3 protein-coding genes are annotated in these 21,483 nt (G+C 62.6%); all 3 read right to left on the bottom strand.

Annotated elements, in window-relative coordinates; all coding sequences use genetic code 11:
• Positions 1–28: 28 nt before the first annotated feature.
• Positions 29–1,204 (bottom strand): HlyD family type I secretion periplasmic adaptor subunit, encoded by a 1,176-nt coding sequence (locus tag ACMGGU_RS08935; protein WP_045910492.1) that lies wholly within the window; start codon positions 1,202–1,204, stop codon positions 29–31.
• The gene (locus tag ACMGGU_RS08930) at positions 1,201–3,381 is read right to left on the bottom strand and encodes a type I secretion system permease/ATPase (protein WP_063621583.1); all 2,181 of its coding nucleotides are present in this window, start codon (positions 3,379–3,381) and stop codon (positions 1,201–1,203) included. Before ACMGGU_RS08930 ends, ACMGGU_RS08935 begins: the two co-directional genes overlap by 4 nt.
• Positions 3,382–3,453: 72 nt before the next feature.
• Positions 3,454–21,459: an Ig-like domain-containing protein gene (locus ACMGGU_RS08925; RefSeq protein ID WP_420300446.1), complete on the bottom strand. Its 18,006-nt coding sequence runs from the start codon at positions 21,457–21,459 to the stop codon at positions 3,454–3,456.
• Between the last annotated feature and the right edge of the window lie 24 nt (positions 21,460–21,483).

The following is a 21,483-nucleotide window of genomic DNA, read 5'->3' as shown; positions in this document are numbered from 1 at the left end:
GGCGTTCGGTATCCCGAACGCCTTTCACTTATCTTTCCCGCAGCGCCTCTTTTGCCTTGTTCAGCGGTTTCAACAGATAATCCAGAATGGTTTTGCTGCCGGTTTTAATATCAACGGTGGCAATCATGCCCGGAAAGACCGGAAATTCCTGACCCTGCTTATTGGTCAGATGGTTACTGTCGGTACGAATATAGACGCGATAGTAATAAACATCTCTTTTCACCTCATCCTGCAGGGTGTCCGGCGAAATCATGGTCACTTCCCCTTCCAGCCCACCGTAAATGGAGTAGTCATAGGCCGTCACTTTCACCAGCGCCTTCTGGCCGGGATGGATAAACGCCACATCGCGCGGCGAAATTTTCGCTTCTACCACCATCTGGTCGTCAAGCGGAACCAGACTCATCAGCTTGCCGTTCGGCGGGATGACGCCGCCCACGGTCGTGACGTCAATATCCTTCACGATCCCGCGAACCGGCGCATTGAAGGTCAGTCGGGTCAGGGAGTCTTCCCGCCCCTTCATCACCGAACGCTGGGCTTCAATCTCCGCATTGGCTTTCGCCAGCTCTTCGCGGGCGCGGACGTAATACTGGTTTTTCATCTCGGTGATTTTATTCTCAAGCTCATTTTTTTGACGCTCAAGACGCAGCACCTCCACCTTGCTGGCCGCCCCCTGGGTCACCAGCGGACGGGTCAACGACAGCTCGCGCTGCACCAGCTCGGCACCCTGACGTAAACCCGCCAGCCCTTTTTCAAGGCTCTCGCGACGGGACTGATAGAGCGCCGTTTCCTGCTTAACCAGCTCAACGTCGTCATCCAGCTCCTCGGGAAACGTCAGCTCCGTGTCGTTAACTTCGGCCTTCAGGCGTGCCGCCGTGGCCAGCGCCGCATTCAGACGCGACTCGCTCTCCAGCACGCTCGACTCGGTTTTTGTCCGATCAAGCTGCGCGAGCTGCTGGCCGCGCTCGACGATGTCGCCTTCGCGCACCATCAGGCTGTGGATAATGCCGCCTTCCAGGGACTGGATGACCTGCTCATGCGAAGACGGTATCACCTTGCCGCTGCCGGTCGTCACCTCATCAAGATGGAACAGGCTCGCCCAGGCGATAAACACCACCAGCAGGGCGAACAGGGACCATGCCACCAGGGTAGAGCGCGGAAGGCGAGGCTCCTTCAGTCGGCTATTAAAACGGGAGAAATCATTCATGCCGCCCCCTCCTCTGCAACCGCCGCCGGTTTCATGGTCACGGTGCGCTGTGCTGTCTTTTGCGGCGCCATACCATGCTGGTGCAGGATGGCGTCGCGCGGGCCGTCCATCACCACCTTGCCGTTTTCCAGCACGATGATGCGGTCGACCAGGTCCAGAATCGGCAGGCGATGCGTCGCCACCACCAGCGTCCGACGCTTACCCAGCCATGTGTGAAGATGCTGAATAAACTGCTTCTCGCTCATTTCGTCCAGCCAGGCGGTAGGCTCGTCAAGCAGCAGAATAGTCGGCGAGGTGATCAGGGCGCGCGCCAGCAGCAGCGCCTGACGCTGTCCGCCCGAGAGGCCCGTTCCGCCCTCGTTGATGATAGTGTTCAGCCCCATTTTCTGTTTGCGCACAAACTCCAGCGCGCCGCTGTTGACCAGCGCCTGGTGAATCTCATCGTCGGTCGCCAGCGGGTTCCCCATCAGGATGTTGTCCCGCACGGAGCCAAAGAACAGACGGGCCTGCTGGCTCAGCAGCTGCATGTCGCGACGCACGTCGGCCGGATCAAGATGATTAAGGGCAATATCGTCCAGCAGAATGGTGCCCTGCTGTGGCTCCTGCATGCCCGCCAGAAGCTGTAACAGCGTGCTTTTGCCGGAGCCATTGCGCCCGAGCACCGCCACGCGTTCTCCGGCGCGGATCTGCAGCTTGCTGATGTTGAGCACGGTGAGTTTCTCTTCCTCGTCGTAGTAAAACCCGACGTCCTCAAGCGCATAGTCGCCGCGCAGGTGGGCTTTGTGCACCTTCTTGCCGTGCTGCGGATCGTCAATCGGCCGCTGCATCAGGTCGTCCAGCCCCTTACGGGCCACTTTTGCCGACTGCCAGCGCGAGAGCACGCCTGAGATCTGCGACAGCGGCGCAATGGTCCGCGACGCCAGAATCGAGGTACCCACCAGCGCACCGGTGGTCATGTCACCGCTGATGACCAGATAGCAGCCCACCAGCAGCACCACCGCGTAAACAATGGACTGAACCTCCTGGGTCCAGGTAAGCAGCAGGCCCGTCAGCCAGCGCTGCTTCATTCCGACGCTGGCGGCGACGTCGTTGGTGTTATTCCACTGGTTCTGGAAACGCTGCTCGGCGCGCATCAGCTTGATGTCTTCAATGCCCTGCACCGCTTCCACCAGCGTGGCGTTGCGAATGGCGGATTCACGCATCCCTTCGCTGGAGAGTTTCCCCAGCGGGCGCTGCACCAGCAGGCCCGGAATAAGCAACAGCGGCACGGCGAGCAGGACCACCAGCACCAGCGGACCGCCAATCATCCACAGAATAAAGACGAACAGCAGGAAGAACGGCAGATCGGAGAGGGCCGCAATGGTCGTCGAGGTGATCAGCTCGCGCACCGACTCCAGCTCGCGGATCTGCGCGATAAACGATCCGGTTGATTTCGAGCGCGCACCGTTTTTAATCCGCAGCGCGTGGGCAAAGACGCGTTCAGAGATGCGCAGATCGGCACGCTTCCCCACCACGTCAGAAATGTGTACACGCAGCATGCGCATGATGAATTCGAACACGATGGCAATCATCACGCCGCCAAACAGCACCCACAGCGTGGCTTCTGACTGCGACGGTACCACCCTGTCGTAGACCTGCATGGAGAAGACCATGCCGGAAAGCGCCAGCACGTTGGCGACCAGCGCCACCAGCATAATGTCGCTGTAGCGTCGCCAGTCCTTCAGCGCCAGCTGCCAGAACCAGTTTTTCTCATACGGTTTGATGTAGTCATCCACGCGGGCATCCGGCGTAGACTCGAGCGGGCGCAGCACCATCAGGCCCTTTAACCGCGACCCGAGCGCCTCGCGCGTCAGCGTCGTCTCCAGGCCGCCGTCGCCGCTGAACTGCAGGCTGACGTTGCCTTCGTTGTCCATGCGGTTGATCACCGCAATCTGCCCACCGGTGAATTCCGCCAGCAGCGGCAGACGCCACGGATCGAGGGAGACCGCTTCCGCCGCCACCACACGCATCCCCAGCCCAAGCTGGCGCGCCATCTCCTCCAGCACCAGCTGGCGCGGCGACTGGCTTTCATGGTTAATCGTGACCCGAACGTGCTCCACCGAAAAGTCCAGCCGGTAGTGCTTCGCGATGATGAGCATGCCCTGCAGCCAGGGTTCGTACTGTGGATGTGTCTTCATAATCTCCGGGTTAACGCCATTCGTGTAAAGAAACGCCAAAAGGCCGCGGGGATCGCTCCCCGCGGCGTTGTTTTACGCAATTAACAGTTGATGGTTCGCCAGCAGCGTCGCCAGATCCGTCTGCACGCCGTTCAGCGTCACCAGGGTGGTTGGCGAGAACTGACCGCCGGTACCGTCCAGGTCAACCTGAATCTCGGTATTGCTGCCGTTCTGCACCACGCGGATGTAATCGCTGATATTGCCCGCGCTGCTGTCCAGCGTGGCCACGCCGTTTACAAAGCTCGCCGAGCCCGTGCCGGTATAGCCGCTGCCGGAAAGTAGATCGCGCAGGTCAATACGATCCGTGTCCGCCGTCCCTTCCCAGGTGCCGACCGTAAAGCCGTTCACCACGTCGTGACCGTTACCGCCCGTGGCGTCCGAAGCGTTGATCAGCTTGTAGAGCAGCGTATCGTGACCGCCGCTGCCGATGTTGAAGGTGTCATTTCCGCCGCGGCCTTCGAACCGGTTATCACCGCTGTTGCCGGTGATCACGTCGTCGTAATCCGAGCCGTTAATCCCTTCGATGTTCAGCAGACGCGTGGTGCCGAAGCCGGTGTTCTGCGCGGTTGAGAGGCGCAGATCCACGGTCACGCCAGAGGTCGCATTGCGGTAATCCACCACGTCCATCCCACCGGTGTTGCTCCAGGTGTCATGGTCGGAATGGGTAGTCCAGCCGCCGGAACCGTTGTAGGTATAAGTGCCATTTTCGGCGATAAAGGTGTCGTTATACCCGGTCCCGGTAATGGTTCCGCTGTGGCCGCCGGTGGCCGCTTCGGCCGTCAGGACGTAGCCCTCCTTGCCGTTGCCCGCCTCCAGGCCGCTCCAGGTGACGTTATCCGACACGCCGTTGGTGATCTTCAGGATCTCGGCCGAATAGGTTTCATTCGGATCCAGCCCGTAGAAACTCACCAGCGCGGACGTATCGTTCGACCCGATACCGGACTGGGCGTTGATGATCTGCGAGGCCACCAGCACGCCCGCGGCGTTGTACAGGTTGACCGTATTGCCGTAGTAGGCGTTGATGCCCTCGCTGTCGACAATGTGCAGATGCATCGCGGTGCCGTCAGCAATGGTTTTGCTGTTTTGCACCAGCACCACCTTGCCGTTCTGCTGAGAGACCAGCAGATCCTGCGCGCCGTCCCAGTTGTAGTCCACTGCCGCCACGCCGGTGGCGTAAGCAATGCCGGACGCCAGTTGGCTTGAGGTCCAGGTGGAGCCGTAGCCGTTGTTGGTGAACAGGGTCGCCGTCTGCGAGCCGCCGTAGGTGCTGAGCTTGATGATGTCCATCTGCCCGTCACCGTTCCAGTCCACCGCCACTGACAGATAGCCCGCCGAGGCGTTAGAGGCCTCGACCGCACTCTTCGTGGCCGAGAGCTTCCCGGTGCCGTCGTTGTAGTAGATCACCCCGCCGTTGTTGTTGTAGCTGCTGCCCAGGTACAGATCCATGTAGCCATCGCCGTTGAAGTCCGCCCACGTCATGGACGCCGCCGTGGTGGTATTCGAGGCGTTAGCCACAAACACGTTCGTCAGGTTCTGACCGATGGATAACGTCCCGTTGCCGTTGTTGTTGATCACGGTTAACGAGTACGCGCCGCTGCGGTTGGTGTGCTGAACAATATCCACCGTACCATCGTTGTTCAGGTCAACGCCGGAGATTTCGCGCCCGGAATCAAACTGGCCGTAGAAACCGCCTTCCCCACCGGTGCCGTCCGGCGACAGGACACCCTTGTTGTTCACCAGATAGGTCAGGGAGTCCATACCGGCATCGCCGTAAGCCAGATCCAGATAACCATCCCCGGTTTTATCGTACGCAATCACGCCGCCGTACCAGATGGTGGTCCCCATTGCCAGCTGACTGGCGTTATAGGTGCTGCCATCGTAGGTCCACATCACCTGCGTTGACCCGGCGTAGGTATTTTCCGTCGCGAAAATGTCCTGCGTGCCGTTACGGTCAAAGTCGGCGGCGGTCTGGCTCACCACGTAGTAGTTACGGGTGTTAGTCAGCATATTGCCGGCATAGGTCGAGCTATCGCTGCTGGAGTAAGACTGGCCGTTAGCGATGATATTCCACAGACCGCTGCTGTTCATGCCGAGGGTCATGGTGGAGTTGTTGCTGTTCCCCGCCGTGGTTGCCCAGTCGGTGTTCACCGAGGTGGTATCAATCACCAGGCTGCCGGTCGCCGTACCCGTGGTATTGCCGTTACCCGCGCTGCTCTTCACCTGCGCGGTCACGCTGTAGCTCGCCACGCCCAGCGCATCGCCGTCCGGGATCTGCAGATACCAGGTGTTGTGATCCGGGTCGACCACCACCGCACCGCCCGTCTGGGAGGTGTAGGTTTTGCCGTTCACCGTCACCACCAGGTATTCGCCGTTCACCAGGTCAGCGGAGACGGTACCGGTGACGATCGGCGTGGTATCCGACGTGGTCTGCGCGGTGATCGCCGCCGTGGTGGTCGGGATGCTGGTATCGACATTCAGCACAAAGCCCTCGGATTCCGTGTAGTTTCCGGCCCTGTCGGTGACGCGCACGATGTAGGTGTGATTCCCGTCGCTCAGGCCGTTGTCCTGGAAGGACCAGCTTGCGCTGCCGTTCATGGTCACCTGGCCGAGCAGAACCCCGTCACGGTAAAGCTGCACGATCTCACCGTCGTCCGGGGCACGGTTAAGCGTCCCGTTGATCAGCGGCGAGTTATCGTCCGTTGCCACCGCGCTGCCAAAGGTGCCCTGACGCTCGCCTTCGCCGTCGGTGTAGCTCACGACCGTGCCAACCGTGGTCGGCGGCGTGGTGTCTACCGTGACGACCTGAGACGCAGTGGAACCCACGTTGCCCGCCTGGTCGATAATCCGCACCTGGTAGGTGTAGTCCCCGTCAGGCAGATCGCGGGTATCGGTGTAGCTCCAGCGCTGGTTGGTGACCGTGGCATCGAGCCAGGTATTCCCACCGTCGAGGCTGATCTGTACGCGCTCGTCGCTGGCCAGCGCGCTGCCCAGCGAACCGTTGATGGTCAGCGTGGTGTCCATGGTGATGAAATCACTGCCGGACTGGCCGGTATCTTCGCTGATGCTGTCGATGGTGACGCCATACTGCGGCGCCTGCGTATCCACCGTCACCGCCTGCGAGGTGGTGGCTCCAACGTTCCCCGCCAGGTCAACGACCCGCACCTGGTAGTTATGGCTGCCGTCGGTCAGGGTACGCGTGTCGCTGTAGCTCCACTGCGTACCGCTTACGGTGGCGTATACCCAGGTCGTGCCGCCGTCCATGCTCACCTGCACAAATTCACCCGCGCCGAGTTCTGCGCCGAGCGTTCCGTGCAGCGTGTACGAGGTCGAACTGGTCAGGAAGTCGTTATTATCGAAGCCGGTATCCACGGTAATGTTATCCACGGTCACCGTAATCGCCGCATCCGGGGCGACCGTATCGACGGTCACCTGCTGATGGGCGCTGGCCCCCACGTTACCGGCGGCATCCACCACGCGGACGTAGTAGTCATAGGTCTGGTTACCCAGCGTGCGGCTATCGACGTAGTACCAGCTGTTGCCGGTGACGATCACGTTCTGCCAGGTGACGCCGCCGTCGATGCTGATCTGGGCGTATTCGCCGTCGGCCAGCGTCGCGCCGAGCGAGCCGTGCAACGTCAGGGACGTGTCGCGAGTGATAAAGTCGCTGCTGCTCAGGCCGGTATCGTCGCTGATGCTGTCGATGGCGATCGTTTTGCTGGCGTCCGGCGCAACGGTATCAATGGTCACCACCTGAGAGGCGGTGGCGCTGATGTTGCCCGCATCGTCAATCACGCGCAGCTGGTAGTTGTAATCCCCGTCGGCCAGCGTGCGGCCATCGACATACGTCCAGCTCAGGCCGCTGACGCTGACGTCGGTCCAGGTGACGCCGCCGTCAAGGCTGATCTGCGCGTGGTCGCCGCTGCCCAGCGCCGCGCCCAGCGTCCCTTTCAGGCTGATCTGGTTGTCGCTGGTGATAAAGTCGCTGCCGGACAGGCCGGTATCCTGCGTAATGGAATCCACGGTAATGGTGGTTGCCGCAGGCTTCGTCAGGTCAATCACCACGTCCTGGCTGTCCGTGGCCCCCACGTTGCCTGCGTTATCAATCACGCGGACCTGGTACTGATACGTCCCGTCCGTCAGGGTGCGGCCATCGGCGTAGCGCCAGGTGGTGCCGGTCACGGTCAGGTCAATCCAGGTGACGCCGCCGTCGAGGCTGATCTGCGCCTTCTCGTTATTGCCGAGCTGCGCGGTCAGCGAGCCGTTGACGACGACCTGGCTGTCGTTGGTGATGAAATCCGTTGCGCTCAGGCCGGTGTCGTTTTGCAGCGAATCAATAGCGATCCCCATCGACGGCGCGGTCAGATCGACCGTGACGGTATGGTTATCGCTGGCGCTGTTGCCGATGGTATTGCTGACCTGCGCGTTAATCACGTACGAGCCGCCGTCTGCCAGCGCGGTCACGTCAGCGCTTCCCACCGTGTAGCTCCAGGTACCGTCATTCTGGACGGTAGCCGCATAGGTTTTACCGTTCAGCGTGATGGTCACCGTCTGGCCTGCCGGCGCATCGGTGGTGCCGCTGATGACCAGCGGCGTGCCGTGCTCGGCGGCGTTGACGATGTCGTCCTGCGCAAAGGTGTTAATGGTGATGGTTGGAACATCGCCGTTCAGCGTCACGTCGTGCGTTGCGCTCCCCGGGTTGCCCGCCTTGTCGCTCACCGACGCGGTGATGGTGTACTCCCCGTCGCTCAGGCCGAGGAAATCACGGCCCGGCACGAAGACCGACCACGATCCGTCTGCCCCGACGGTCGCCTGATAGCTGTGCCCGTTGAAGGAGACGGTCACCGTCTGGCCCTGTTCCGCCGTGGTAGTGCCGCGGATGGTCTGGCCCGCCAGCTGCTCCGCGTTGTTGACGATATCGTCATCGGCCACAGTGCTGATGGTCACGTTTGGCGCAACGGTGTCTACCGTTAAGGTGTGCGTGGTCTGGCCGTTATTACCCGCTTTATCGTTGACCGAGGCAGTGACCGTCAGCGCGCCCTGGCTCAGGGCGGCCAGGTCGGCTGCCGGCACGTCGAGCGTCCAGGTGCCGTCGCTGCCGACAAGCGCAGTGTAGGTTTTGCCTCCCAGCGTCACGGTAACGGTCTGACCCGCCTCCGCGCTGGAAGATCCGTGCACGGTCAGCGGCTGCTGCGCTTCCGCGGCGTTCAGCATGTCGTCAACCGACAGCGTCCCAATGCTCACCACCGGCGCAGTGGTATCCACGCTGATGCCGTGCGTTGCCGACGCGCTGTTGCCCGCGCTGTCCTGTGCCGATACGGACACCTGATAGCGTGCGCCATCGGCCAGGGCGCCCACGTCGGCGGCCGGTACGGTGGTCGTCCAGGTGCCGTCGTTCTGAATCGTGGCGGTATAGGTCTTGCCGTTCAGAGTCACGGTGACCTGAGTCCCGCTGGCGAACTGCGCGCTGGAGCCGTTAATCACCAGTGACGAACCGGCTTCAGCCGCGTTGATGACGTCGTCACCGCTAACGGTGTTCACCGTCAGCGCCACGGAGGCGGTGTTGACCACCACGTCATGGGTCTGGGTGCTGCTGTTACCCGCGCTGTCGGTAATGGTCGCGCTGAGGGTCACAGTGCCGTCGCTGAGGCCGGAAATCACGCTGGCCGGAATGCCCACGCTCCAGTTGCCGCTGGCGTCAACGGTGGTGGTGTACTGGTGCGAACCGAGGGTGATAATCAGCTTATCGCCGACGTTCGCGCCGGTTGCCGACCCGCTGACGATCTGCGCCTGGCCGTGCTCCACGCTGTTAATCACGTCATCGCCCGCCACCACGTTAAAGCTGACGGTCGGCGGCGTGGTATCAAGCGTAATCGTCTTACCCGCGCTGCCCAGGTTCCCCGCCGCGTCGCTCACGCTCACCTGCACGGTGTAGCCGCTATCCGCCAGTGCGGTCAGATCGCTGCCCGGAACGTTCACGCTCCAGACGCCGCCCTGCTGCACCTGGGCGGTATAGCTCTTACCGCCCAGCGTCACGGTGACCGTCTGCCCGGCTTCCGCCGTGGTGGTGCCGGAGATAGCAACGCCCGCAGCCGCTTCGCTGCCGTTAATCACGTTATCGCCTGCGACCGTATCAATGGTCACGGTTGGCGCAGTCGCGTCCACGCTGTACTCCCGGCCCGCCGTGGCGCTGTTGCCGTGCGCGTTGGTGACGCTCACCTGCACGCTGGCGTCACCGTCTTTCAGGCCCGCGAGATCCCCAGACGGCACGGTGGCCGTCCAGTTACCGTCAGCATCCACCTTCGCGGTGTACGTCTTGCCGCCGAAGGTAACCGTAACGGTCTGGTTTTCCTCCACGTTCGAGGTGCTGCCGGAGAGCACCAGATCCGCACCTTTCTCCGCCGCGTTAATCACGTCGTCGGTGGCAATCGCATCGATGCTGATAGCCACCGCCGCCAGATCGACGGTCACGTCATGGCTGATGGTCACCGGGTTGCCCGCCGCGCTCTGGCCTGCAACGGTCACGGTGACCGTACCTGCTGCGAAGGCCGCGACGTCTGCCGCCGGGATCGCCGCGCTCCAGGAACCGTCTGCCAGCACGGAGGCCGCATAGGTTTTGCCATTGACGGTCACGGTGAGCGTTGTGCCTGCCGCCAGCCCGTCGCTGGTGCCGGAGACGATCAGGTTTTGAGTATGTTCGATGCTGTTGATCACATCGTCGCCCGCCACGGTATCAACGCGCAGGCCCGGCAGGTTAGCGTCGATCGCGATGTCGCGCTCGCCGGTCCCGGTGTTGCCATGGCCGTTGGTGACGGTTGCTGACACGGTCAAATCGCCATTGCCCAGCGCCGTCAGGACGGACTCCGGCACGTTCACGGACCAGGTCAGATCGCTCTGCACCGTCGCGGTGTAGGTGTTGCCGCCAATGGTCACGGTGACGGTATTGCCCGCTTCCGCGTTCGTTACCTTGCCGCTGAGGGTCTGGCCCGCGGCCACTTCCGCCGCGTTAATGACGTTATCGCCCGCCACGGTGTTGATGGTGACGCCCGGCAGCGCGGTGTCTACCAGCAGGTTCGCGGTGTTGCTCACGCTGTTGCCCACGCCGTTGGTGGCGGCCGCGCTCAGGGTGTAGTTGGCTTCGCCCAGGCTCGCCAGATCCGCCGCCGGGACCGTCAGGCTCCAGGTGCCGTCTGCGGCGGTCGTCGCCGTGTAGTTTTTGCCGTTCAGGGTCACGGTCACCACGGTGCCTTCCGCCAGGTTGGCGCTGGTGCCGCTCACGCTCAGATCCTGACCTTTCTCCACCGAATTCAGCACGTTGTCACCGCTGATGGCGTTGAAGGCCACGGACGGCAGGCCGGTATCGACGGTCACGTTATGGCTGCCGGTGCCGGTGTTGCCCGCCGCGTCGGTGACGGACGCAGTCACGGTCACGGTGCCGTCGCTGAGGCCGGAAATCACGCTTGCCGGTACGCCCACGCTCCAGTTACCCGCCGCGTCCAGCACGGTGGTGTACGTCTGGCCGCCGATGGTGACGGTCACCTTATCGCCCGCTGCCGCGCCGGTGGCGGTGCCGCTGATAACGTGTGCCTGACTGTGTTCAGCCACGTTAATCACATCGTCACCCGCCACGGTGTTGATGGTCACCGCCGGAACGGTGACGTCCACCGTCAGGTTGTGATCAACGGACGCCGGGTTACCCGCCTTGTCGCTGACGCTTGCGGTAACGGTCACACTGCCGTCCGTCAGGGCCGCAACATCAGCCGCCGGGACGTTCAGCGTCCAGCTACCGTCCGCGCTGACGGTGGTGGTGTAGTCTTTGCCATTCAGCGACACGGTCACCGTCTGGCCCGCTTCGGCAGAGCTGCTGCCGGACACGGTCAGATCGCTCTTCGCTTCGGCGGCATTAAGAATGTCGTCCGTCGCCAGGGTGTTGATGGTCACGCTCGGCGCGGTCGCATCCACGCTGTACTCGCGGCCCGCCGAGGCGCTGTTGCCGTTCACGTTGGTGACGCTCACCTGCACGCTGGCGTCGCCGTCCTTCAGGCCAGCCAGATCCGCAGACGGTACGGTACAGGTCCAGTTGCCGCTGTCGTCCACTGTCGCACTATAGATTTTGCCGTTCAGGCTGATGGTCACGGTCTGCCCGGCTTCCACGTTGATGACCGCACCGGACAGCACCAGATCCGCGCCCTTCTCCGCCGCGTTAATCACGTCGTCGGTGGCAATCGCATTGATGCTGATGGCAACGGTCGCCAGATCTACCGTCACATCGTGGCTGATGGTAATCGGATTGCCCGCAGCGCTGTCGCCAGTGACGCTGATTTTGACGGTGCCTTCCGGCCACGCGCTCACGTCAGCAGCCGGGATCGCCGCGCTCCAGCTGCCATCCGCCAGCACCGTGGCCGCATAGTCTTTGCCGTTGATGGTGACGGTCAGCGCCGTGCCCGGTGCCAGCCCGTCGCTGGAGCCGGTAACAATGAGGTTCTGCGCATGCTCAATGCTGTTGACCACGTTGTCGCCCGCGACGGTATCGACGCGCAGGCCCGGCAGGTTAGCGTCGATCGCGATCTCGCGCTCGCCGGTGCCGGTGTTGCCGTGGCCGTTGGTGACGGTCGCCGTCACGCTCAGGCTGCCGTTGCCCAGCGCGGTCAGCACGTCAGACGGCACGTTGACGGACCAGGTCAGGTCGTTCTGCACCGTTGCGGTGTAGCTGTTGCCGCCAATGGTCACGGTGACGGTATTGCCCGCTTCCGCGTTCGTTACCTTGCCGCTGAGGGTCTGGCCCGCGGCCACTTCCGCCGCGTTGATAACGTTATCGCCCGCGATGGTGTTGATGGTGACGCCCGGCAGCGCGGTGTCTACCAGCAGGTTCGCGGTGTTGCTCACGCTGTTGCCCACCCCGTTGGTGGCGGTCGCATTCAGGGTGTAGTTGGCCTGACCCAGACCGGCCAGATCCGCCGCCGGAACCGTCAGGCTCCAGGTGCCGTCTGCCGCGGTCGTCGCCGTGTAGTTTTTGCCGTTCAGGGTCACGGTCACCACGGTGCCTTCCGCCAGGTTGGCGCTGGTGCCGCTGACACTCAGATCCTGACCCTTCTCCACCGCGTTCAGCACGTTATCGTCGCTGATGGCGTTGAAGCTGACCGATGGCAGACCGGTATCGACGGTCACGTTATGGCTGCCGGTGCCGGTGTTGCCCGCCGCGTCGGTGACGGACGCCGTGACGGTCACGGTGCCGTCGCTGAGGCCGGAAATCACGCTGGCCGGTACGCCCACGCTCCAGTTCCCCGCCGCGTCCAGCACGGTGGTGTACGTCTGGCCGCCGATGGTGACGGTCACCTTATCGCCCGCTGCCGCGCCGGTGACGGTGCCGCTGATGATTTGCGCCTGGCCGTGTTCTGCGATGTTAATCACATCGTCGCCCGCCACGGTATTGATGGTCACCGCAGGCACGGTGATATCTACCGCCAGGTTGTGGTCTACCGATGCCGGGTTACCCGCCTTGTCGCTGACGCTTGCGGTCACGGTGACGCTGCCGTCCGTCAGGGCCGCAACATCAGCCGCCGGGACGTTCAGCGTCCAGCTGCCATCCGCGCTGACGGTTGTGGTGTAGTCTTTGCCGTTCAGCGATACGGTGACCGTCTGGCCCGCTTCGGCGGTACTGGTACCGGACACGGTCAGATCGCTCTTCGCTTCGGTGGCATTGAGAATGTCGTCCGTCGCCAGGGTGTTAATGGTCACGGACGGTGCGGTCGCGTCCACGCTGTACTCGCGGCCCGCCGAGGCGCTGTTGCCGTTCACGTTGGTGACGCTCACCTGCACGCTGGCGTCGCCGTCTTTCAGACCCGCCAGGTCGGCGGCTGGCACCGTGGTCGTCCATTTGCCGTCGGCGCCTACGGTCGCGGTGTAGCTCTTGCCGCCGAAGGTGATGGTAACGGTCTGGTTTTCCTCAACGTTTGAGGTCGCCCCGGAGAGCACCAGATCCGCGCCCTTCTCGGCGGCGTTAATCACGTCGTCTGCGGCAATCGCATCGATGCTGATGGCAACGGTCGCCAGGTCCACCGTCACATCATGGCTGATGGAGACCGGATTACCGGCGCTGCTCTGGCCTGCCACGGTCACGGTGACCGTGCCTGCATTCAGCGCACCCACGTCCGCAGCCGGGATCGCCGCGCGCCAGGTGCCGTCCGCCAGCACGGTCGCCGGATAGGTTTTGCCGTTGACGGTCACGGTCAGCGCCGCGCCCGCCGCCAGCCCGTCGCTGGTGCCGGTGATAATCAGGTTCTGCCCGTGTTCGATGCTGTTGATCACGTCGTCACCCGCCACGGTATCCACGCGCAGGCCCGGCAGGTTAGCGTCGATAGTGATATCGCGCTCAGCGGATCCGCTGTTGCCGACGCCGTTGGTCACGCTGGCCGACACCGTCAAATCGCCGTTACCCAGCGCAGTCAGCACGTCCGACGGCACGTTAACGGACCAGGTGAGATCGTTCTGCACCGTTGCGGTGTAGCTGTTGCCGCCAATGGTCACGGTCACGGTGTTGCCCGCTTCGGCATTCACCACCTTACCGCTGATGGTCTGGCCGGCTGCCAGCTCCGCCGCGTTAATGACGTCGTCGCCCGCAATGGTGTTGACGATCACGCCCGGCAGAACGGACTCCACGTTTACGGTGTGCGACGCGCTGGTGCTGTTACCGACGCTGTCCGTCGCCGAGGCGGTGACGGTGTAAAGCGCCTCGCCCAGCTGACCGACTTCGCTCGCCGGAACGGTGGTGGTCCATTTTCCGTTATCGTCCACCTGCGCGCTGTACGCTTTGCCGTTCAGCATCACGGTCACCACCGCGCCTGCCGCCAGGCCGGAAGCCGTACCGGAGAGAGTCAGATCCTGGGTTTTCTCGGTGTTGTTGATCACATCGTCACCGGAAACGGTGTCAATGGTCAGCCCCGGCGCGGTCAGGTTCACCGCCACGCCGTGCGTGGCGCTGTTGCTGTTGCCCGCTTTATCGGTCAGCGCCGCGGTAATAGTGTAATCCCCGGCAGCCAGCGCGGTGACGTCCGCCGCAGGCACGCCCACGCTCCAGTTGCCGGAGGCGTCCAGGGTGGCGGTGTACGATTTGCCGTTGAGGGTGACCGTGACCACGTCGCCCGCCGCCGCGCCCGTCACGGAACCGGTGACAATCAGGGCCTGCGCATGCTCGGCGCTGTTGATCACATCGTCGTCGGACACGGTGTGAATGGTCAACTGTGGAACGGTGGTATCCACCAGCACGTCGCGATCCGCGGAGGCCGGGTTGCCCGCTTTGTCCGATACGGCGGCGCTGACGGTGTAGTTCCCGTCGGTAATACCGCTCAGATCCGCGGACGGCACGGTCACGCTCCAGCTGCCGTTGGCCTGCACGGTGGTGGTATAGTCCACACCGTTCAGGGTCACGGTGACGGTCTGGCCCGCTTCGGCGTTGGTGACGCCGTTAATCACCAGATCCTGCTGCGCTTCAGCCGCATTGATGATGTTGTTGTCGCTGATGATTTCAATAGACACCGTCGGCGCGGTCGCGTCCACGCTGTACTCGCGGCCCGCCGACGCGCTGTTGCCGTTCACGTTGGTCACACTCACCTGCACGCTGGCATCGCCGTCCTTCAGGCTGCCCACGTCGGCAGACGGTACGGTAGCCGTCCAGTTGCCGTCGGCATCGACCGTCGCGGTGTACGACTTGCCGCCGAAGGTGATGGTAACGGTCTGGTTTTCTTCCACGTTGGTGGTGGAGCCGGACAGCACCAGGTCCGCGCCTTTCTCTGCCGCGTTAATCACGTCGTCAGAGGCAATCGGGTTAATGCTGATGGCGACTGCCGCCAGATCCACCTTCACGTCATGGCTGATGGTCACCGGATTCCCCGCGGTGCTTTGCCCCTCCACGGTCACGGTAACCGTGCCCGCAGCCAGCGCGCTGACGTCTGCCGCCGGAATGGCCGCCGTCCAGGTGCCGTCCGCCAGTACGGTGGCCGCGTAGGTTTTGCCGTTGACGGTGACGGTCAGCGCCGCGCCCGTTGCCAGACCGTCGCTGGTGCCGGTGATAATCAGGTTTTGAGCGTGCTCGATGCTATTGATCACATCGTCGCCTGCCACGGTATCGACGCGCAGGCCCGGCAGGTTTGCGTCGATGCTGATGTCGCGCTCGCCGGTGCCGGTGTTGCCGTGGCCGTTAGTGACGCTGGCTGACACCGTCAGATCGCCGTTACCGATGGCGGTTAAGACCGAGGACGGCACGTTGACCGACCAGCTCAGATCGTCCTGAACCGTCGCAGTATAGATATTGCCACCGATGGAAATGGTGACAGTGTCACCGCTCGCCGCACCGCTCACTTTCCCGCTCAGGGTCTGTCCGGCAGCCACTTCCGCTGCGTTAATGACATCGTCCGTGGCGACCGGGTTGATGGTGACCTGCGGCAGCGCGCTGTCGACCAGCACGCTGTGGCCGGTGCTCGCGCTGTTGCCCGCGGCGTCAGTCACGCTCGCCGTCACGGTGTAGCTCGCTTCGCCCAGCGCCGAGACGTTTGCCGCCGGAACGGCCACGCTCCAGTTCCCGCTGGCGTCGGTGGTGGCCGTATAGCTGATTCCGTTCAGGGTCACCGTAATGGTCGTTCCGTCCGGCTGGTTACTGGTGCCGGATACCTGCAGATCCTGGCCTTTCTCGGTCGCGTTGATCACGTCGTCAACCGCCAGGGTATTGATGGCAATGACCGGCGCGGTCAGGGAGACGTCAAATTCGTGCGTCGCGCTGGCGCTGTTACCGGCTTTGTCGGTGAGGGTCGCGGAGATTGTCTGGTCACCATTGGCCAGCGCGCCCACGTCCGCCGCCGGAACGCCCACGCTCCAGCTGCCGGACGCGTCCAGCATGGCGGTGTAGTCTTTACCGTTCAGGGTCACGGTAATCACGTCGCCCGCCTGCGCGCCCGTCACCTTACCGGAGACGATCAGCGCCTGGCCGTGCTCGGCAATATTCACGATGTCGTCGCCGGCAACGATGTTGAAGGTGATCTGCGGCACGGTGGTGTCCACCAACACCGAGGATCCTGCGCTGGCCGGGTTACCTGCTTTATCGGACACGGTCGCCGTGACCGCCGCGTTGCCGTCGGTAATGCCTGCCAGATCCGCCGCAGGCACGTCGAGCGTCCAGCTGCCGTCCGCCTGCACCTGCGCGCTGTACTGATTGCCGTTGAAGGTCACGGTGACCGTCTGGCCTGCTTCGGCCGTAGACGTCCCGCTCAGGGTCAGATCCTGCGCCGCCTCAGCCGCATTCAGCATATTATCGCCGCTGATGGTGTTGATGGTCACCGTCGGCGCGGTGGTGTCGACGCTGAATGCCTGCGCCGAAGAGGCCGTGTTGCCGTTCACGTTGGTGACGCTGACCTGCACGCTGGCGTCGCCCTCTTTCAGGCCGCTCAGATCGGCAGCCGGAACGGTCCAGGTCCAGTCGCCGTTGCCATCCACCGTCGTGGTATACGTTTTCCCTGCGAAGGTGATGGTGACGGTCTGGCCCGCTTCAACGTTGGATGTCGTACCGGACAGCACCAGATCCTGGCCTTTTTCCGCCGCGTTAAGCACGTTGTCGTCGGTCACGCTGCTGATGGTGATGGCGACCGGCGCGAGATCGACGTCCACGACGGTCCCGATGGTTACCGGGTTGCCGGAGGCATCTTGCGCGCTTGCCTTGATATCCAGCGAGCCATCTGCCCACTGGGACACGTCCGCCGCCGGTACCGCCGCCTGCCAGGTACCGTCTGCCAGCACCGTTGCGGAATACGCTTTGCCGTTGATGGTCACGGTCACGGCGCTGCCCGCCGCTAGATCGGTGCTGGTGCCGGACAAAATCAGGTTCTGCGCGTGTTCAATCACGTTAATCACGTCGTCGCCTGCGACCGTATCAATACGCAGCCCCGGAAGCTGGGCGTCGATGGTGAAGTCGAGAGAAGAAGAGCCGGTATTGCCGTGGCCGTTGGTCACGCTGGCCGATACGGTGAGATCGCCATTGCCGAGCGCGGTGAACTGACTCTCCGTTAACGGCAGGCTCCAGGTGAGATCGTCCTGTACGGTAGCCGTGTATGTCTGACCGCCGAGGATAATCGTGACAGTGTCACCTGCCGCCGCGTTCGTCACCTTACCGGAAAGGGTTTGCCCCGCCGCCACTTCCGCCGCGTTAACGATATTGTCGCCCGCCAGCGTGTTGATCGTTACCACCGGCAGCGAGCTGTCCACCAGCACATCGTGCGAGGTTGAGGCGCTGTTGCCTACGCTATCGGTGACGTTCGCCGTCACGGTGTAATTCGCTTCGCCCAGCGCCGAGACGTTTGCCGCCGGAACGGTCAGGCTCCAGTTGCCGCTGGCGTCAGCGGTGACCGTATAGTGTATGCCGTTCAGGGTCACCGTAATGGTCGTGCCTTCCGGCTGGTTGCTGGTGCCGGAAATCTGCAGATCTTCGCCTTTCTCGGTCGCGTTAATCACGTCGTCTGCCGCCAGCGTGTTGATACTGATAACAGGCGTCACGGTATTCACCACCACATCCAGCGAAGTGCTACCGGTATTACCGGACCTGTCGGTCACGGAGACGTCAATGGTCCAGGTGCCGTCCGTCAGCCCCTGAACGACAGACGCCGGCAGGCCAAGGCTCCAGTTGCCAGCCGCATCCACCACGGTGGTGTAATCGACGCTGTTAATGGTAATGGTCACAAGGTCGCCCGCTGCAGCACCGGTGACGGAGCCGCTCAGGATCTGCGCCTGTGAATGTGCGAGCTGGTTAACGGTGTTAGTGTCGGTGACAAAGTCGTTAATGGTCACCTGCGGCACGGTCGCGTCCACCAGACCCACGCGGTCGGCGCTGCTGCTGTTGCCCGCCACGTCGCTCACGGTGGCCGTCACGGTCACGATGCCATCGTTGAGGGCGCCGACATCAGCCGCCGGAACGATCAGCTGCCAGGTACCGTCCGTCTGGACCGTGGTCTGATACGTTTTACCGTTCAGCGTCACGGTGACCGTCTGGCCTGCTTCCGCACTGCTGGTGCCGCGCAAGGCTAAATCCTGCTGCGCCTCAGCCGCGTTGATGATGTTGTCGGCGGTCAGATTATCGAGCGTAATCGCTGGCGGCAGCGTATCCACCGTGACCACGCGCGACGCGTCGGCACTGTTGCCATTGACGTTCGTGACGCTGACGCTCACCTGCGCGCGCCCGTCGATCAGGGTTTCCATGGCGCTGGCAGGCACGGTCAGGCTCCAGGAGCCGTCCTGCTGCACCTGTGCGGTAAAGGTCTGGTCGGCGAATTTCACCACCACGGTCTGCCCCGCCTCCACGCCCTGCGTCTGGCCGGAAAGGGTTAAATCGGCGCCTTTTTCTGCCGCATTCAGCAGGTCGTCGCCGGAGACGGTATCAATGGTGACCGCCACAGCGTTCAGATCGAGTTCAATCGGGTGTTCAGCCGCAACGGTATTGCCCCAGTCATCTTCAGCGCTGACGCTTACCGTCACCTCTCCCGCCGTCCAGGCCTGCAGGTCCGCGGCCGGGACGCCGATCTGCCAGTGGCCGCTGGCGTTCACCGCGGTAACGTACTCAACGTTATTGATGGTGACGGTAATCTGCGTGCCGGCAGCCAGATGGGTGCTGGAGCCGGTGACGGTCAGATCCTGCTGCTGCTCAATGGCGTTGACCACGTCATCGCCGGAAATGGTGTTCACACGCAGGCCCGGCAGCTGTGCGTTGATGTTGATATCGCGCTCGCCGGTACCGGTATTGCCGTGCGAATTGGTCACCGACGCGGTGAAGGTTAAATCGCCGTCGCCGAACGCCTTAAGATCCGCTGACGGGATTTTCACGCTCCAGGTCAGATCGCTGCCCACCGTGGCGATGTAGTTCTTGCCGCCCACGGTGACAGAAACGGTATCGCCCGCCGCCGCGCCGGTGACGCGACCGCTGAGCGTTTGATCCACACCCGCTTCGGCGTTATTGACCAGGTTGTCCCCCGCAAAGGTGTTGATGATCACCTGCGGCAGCACGGTATCCACCAGCAGCGTCGCCGCGGCAGAGCCGCTGTTACCCACGCTGTCAGTACCGCTGACGCTGACGGTGTAAAGGGTGTTCGCCAGATTCAGTACATCGGAAACCGGCACCTGGACCGCCCAGATGCCGTTTTCAACGGTGGCCTGATAGCTGACGTTGTTCAGCGTCACGGTGATGGCGCTGCCGTCAGGCAGGTTGCTGGTGCCGGTCAGGCTCAGCGGTTGCATTGCCTCCTGAGCATTCAACACGTTGTCCTGGCTAATGGCATCAATCGTAAATTCTGGCGGGTTGCCGCTCAGCGTAATGCCGTGTGTGGCGCTGCCGGTGTTGCCTGCCGCGTCGGTCACGGAAACTGAAATCGTATGGTTACCTTCCCCCAGCGCGCCCAGCACGGACGCCGGAACGCCTACGCTCCAGCTGCCGTCCGCCAGCACCACGCCGGTGAAGGACTGGCCGCCAACGGTCACGGTGACCACATCCCCCGCAGCGGCGCCGTTTGCCTGCCCGGAGATAATCTGCGCCTGACCCTGCTCGCTGGTATTGAGAATATCGTCGCCCGCCACGGTATCGATGGTGACGACCGGCGCGGTGGTATCCACCGCAAAATCGGCGGTGACAGACGAGCCGTTACCCGCTTTGTCGCTGACGTTCACCGTCAGGGTGTGATTGCCCTCGCTGAGCGCCTGCACGTCGTTCGCGGCAAGCGTGACGGACCAGGTGCCGTCGCTGCCCACCGTGGCGTTGTAGTTTTTACCGTTCAGCGTGACTGTGACGATCTGACCGGCTTCCGCATTCGTTTTGCCGGTCAGCGTCAGCGGCTGGCTGTGCTCGGCGGCATTAATGATGTTGTCCTGCGCAAGGGTATCGACAGAGAGGGTTGGCGCGACGGTATCCACGCCGATTGTCTGGCTGCCGCTCACGGTGTTACCCGCCGCGTCTTTGCCGCTGACGTTAACCGTCCAGGTGCCATCGCCCAGCGCCTGCGCGTCGGCCGCGGGTACGTTAACGCTCCACGTCCCGTCAGCGCCCACCACGGCCGCGTAGGTTTTACCGTTTAGCGTCACGGTAAGTTCGGTGCCCTGCGCCAGATTCTTGCTGGCGCCGGAGAGCGTAAAGCCTGCGGATTGCTCGCTGGCGTTAAGCACGTTATCGCCCGCCGTGGTGGCCAGCGTAATGGCGGCCTCGGCGGTCGAGACCGTTACGGTGATATTGCCCGCATCGGTAGTCTTACTGCCGTCGATCTGCACCACCGACCAGGTGTGTTCCCCGTCCGTCTGGGTCGGTAATTTTACCGTCCAGGTGCCCTCTTTACTCACCATGGCGCTGGCGATGGTGCTGCCGCTGCTGTCTTTGATCTGGATCGTCGCGCCCGGCTGACCGGTACCGCTAAAAGTTGGCGTATTGTCGTCCGTGATCGCGTTTGCTGTCAGCACGCCCTGCTTGTCGCCCGCTTTATCCGACAGCAGGAAGGTTGGCGTGGCGCTTTCCACCTCTTTCGTATTATCAATAAGTTTTGTTTTAGTATCGCCGTCGCCGCCGTTTGCCAGCAGCGCCCCGATGGCACCGCCGCCTAATGCAGCTCCCGCAATCCAGCCCCACGGCGCGTCGCTTAAGACGCTTTCCTGCTCCAGGAAAGGTTGAATGCTGCTAATCGGTGTGGCCTGCGCGGTTAACTCGGTCACCGCCACGCCTGATGCTTCCCCGGCATCGGCAAAAGAAATATGCGTCAGTTCCTGACGATCGTTGAATACCAGCTCTGACTGAGTATGCGTTTCAGGATCTTCAACAAAATAGTTATTGCAGCGAATCACGCTGCCATCTTTCATATAAATGAGGAGGTCATTACCCTGGCGGACATAACGCGCCACATCCTGAGCAGAACCCTGGATTTCAATCACGCTCGGGGATGAAATAGAGACCGACAAATTCCCTTCGCCGGTTAATTTCGTTTTCTCCGCCGTTTTGCGAATGATGACATCAACAACCTTTATGTTACTCATATTTCTCTCCTTGCAGGTGTACGG

The organism is Enterobacter sp. BNK-8, from assembly GCF_048685095.1.
Classification (GTDB): Bacteria; Pseudomonadota; Gammaproteobacteria; order Enterobacterales; family Enterobacteriaceae; genus Enterobacter; species Enterobacter quasiroggenkampii.
Note: the sequence above shows the minus strand (reverse complement) of the source record. Positions and strands in the feature narration are given on the sequence as shown.

What these genes read in the sequence shown, in the direction of transcription:
- ACMGGU_RS08935 (WP_045910492.1), bottom strand. Translation starts at nt 1,204, where the DNA reads ATGAATGATTTCTCCCGTTTTAATAGCCGACTGAAGGAGCCTCGCCTT.
- ACMGGU_RS08930 (WP_063621583.1), bottom strand. Translation starts at nt 3,381, where the DNA reads ATGAAGACACATCCACAGTACGAACCCTGGCTGCAGGGCATGCTCATC.
- ACMGGU_RS08925 (WP_420300446.1), bottom strand. Translation starts at nt 21,459, where the DNA reads ATGAGTAACATAAAGGTTGTTGATGTCATCATTCGCAAAACGGCGGAG.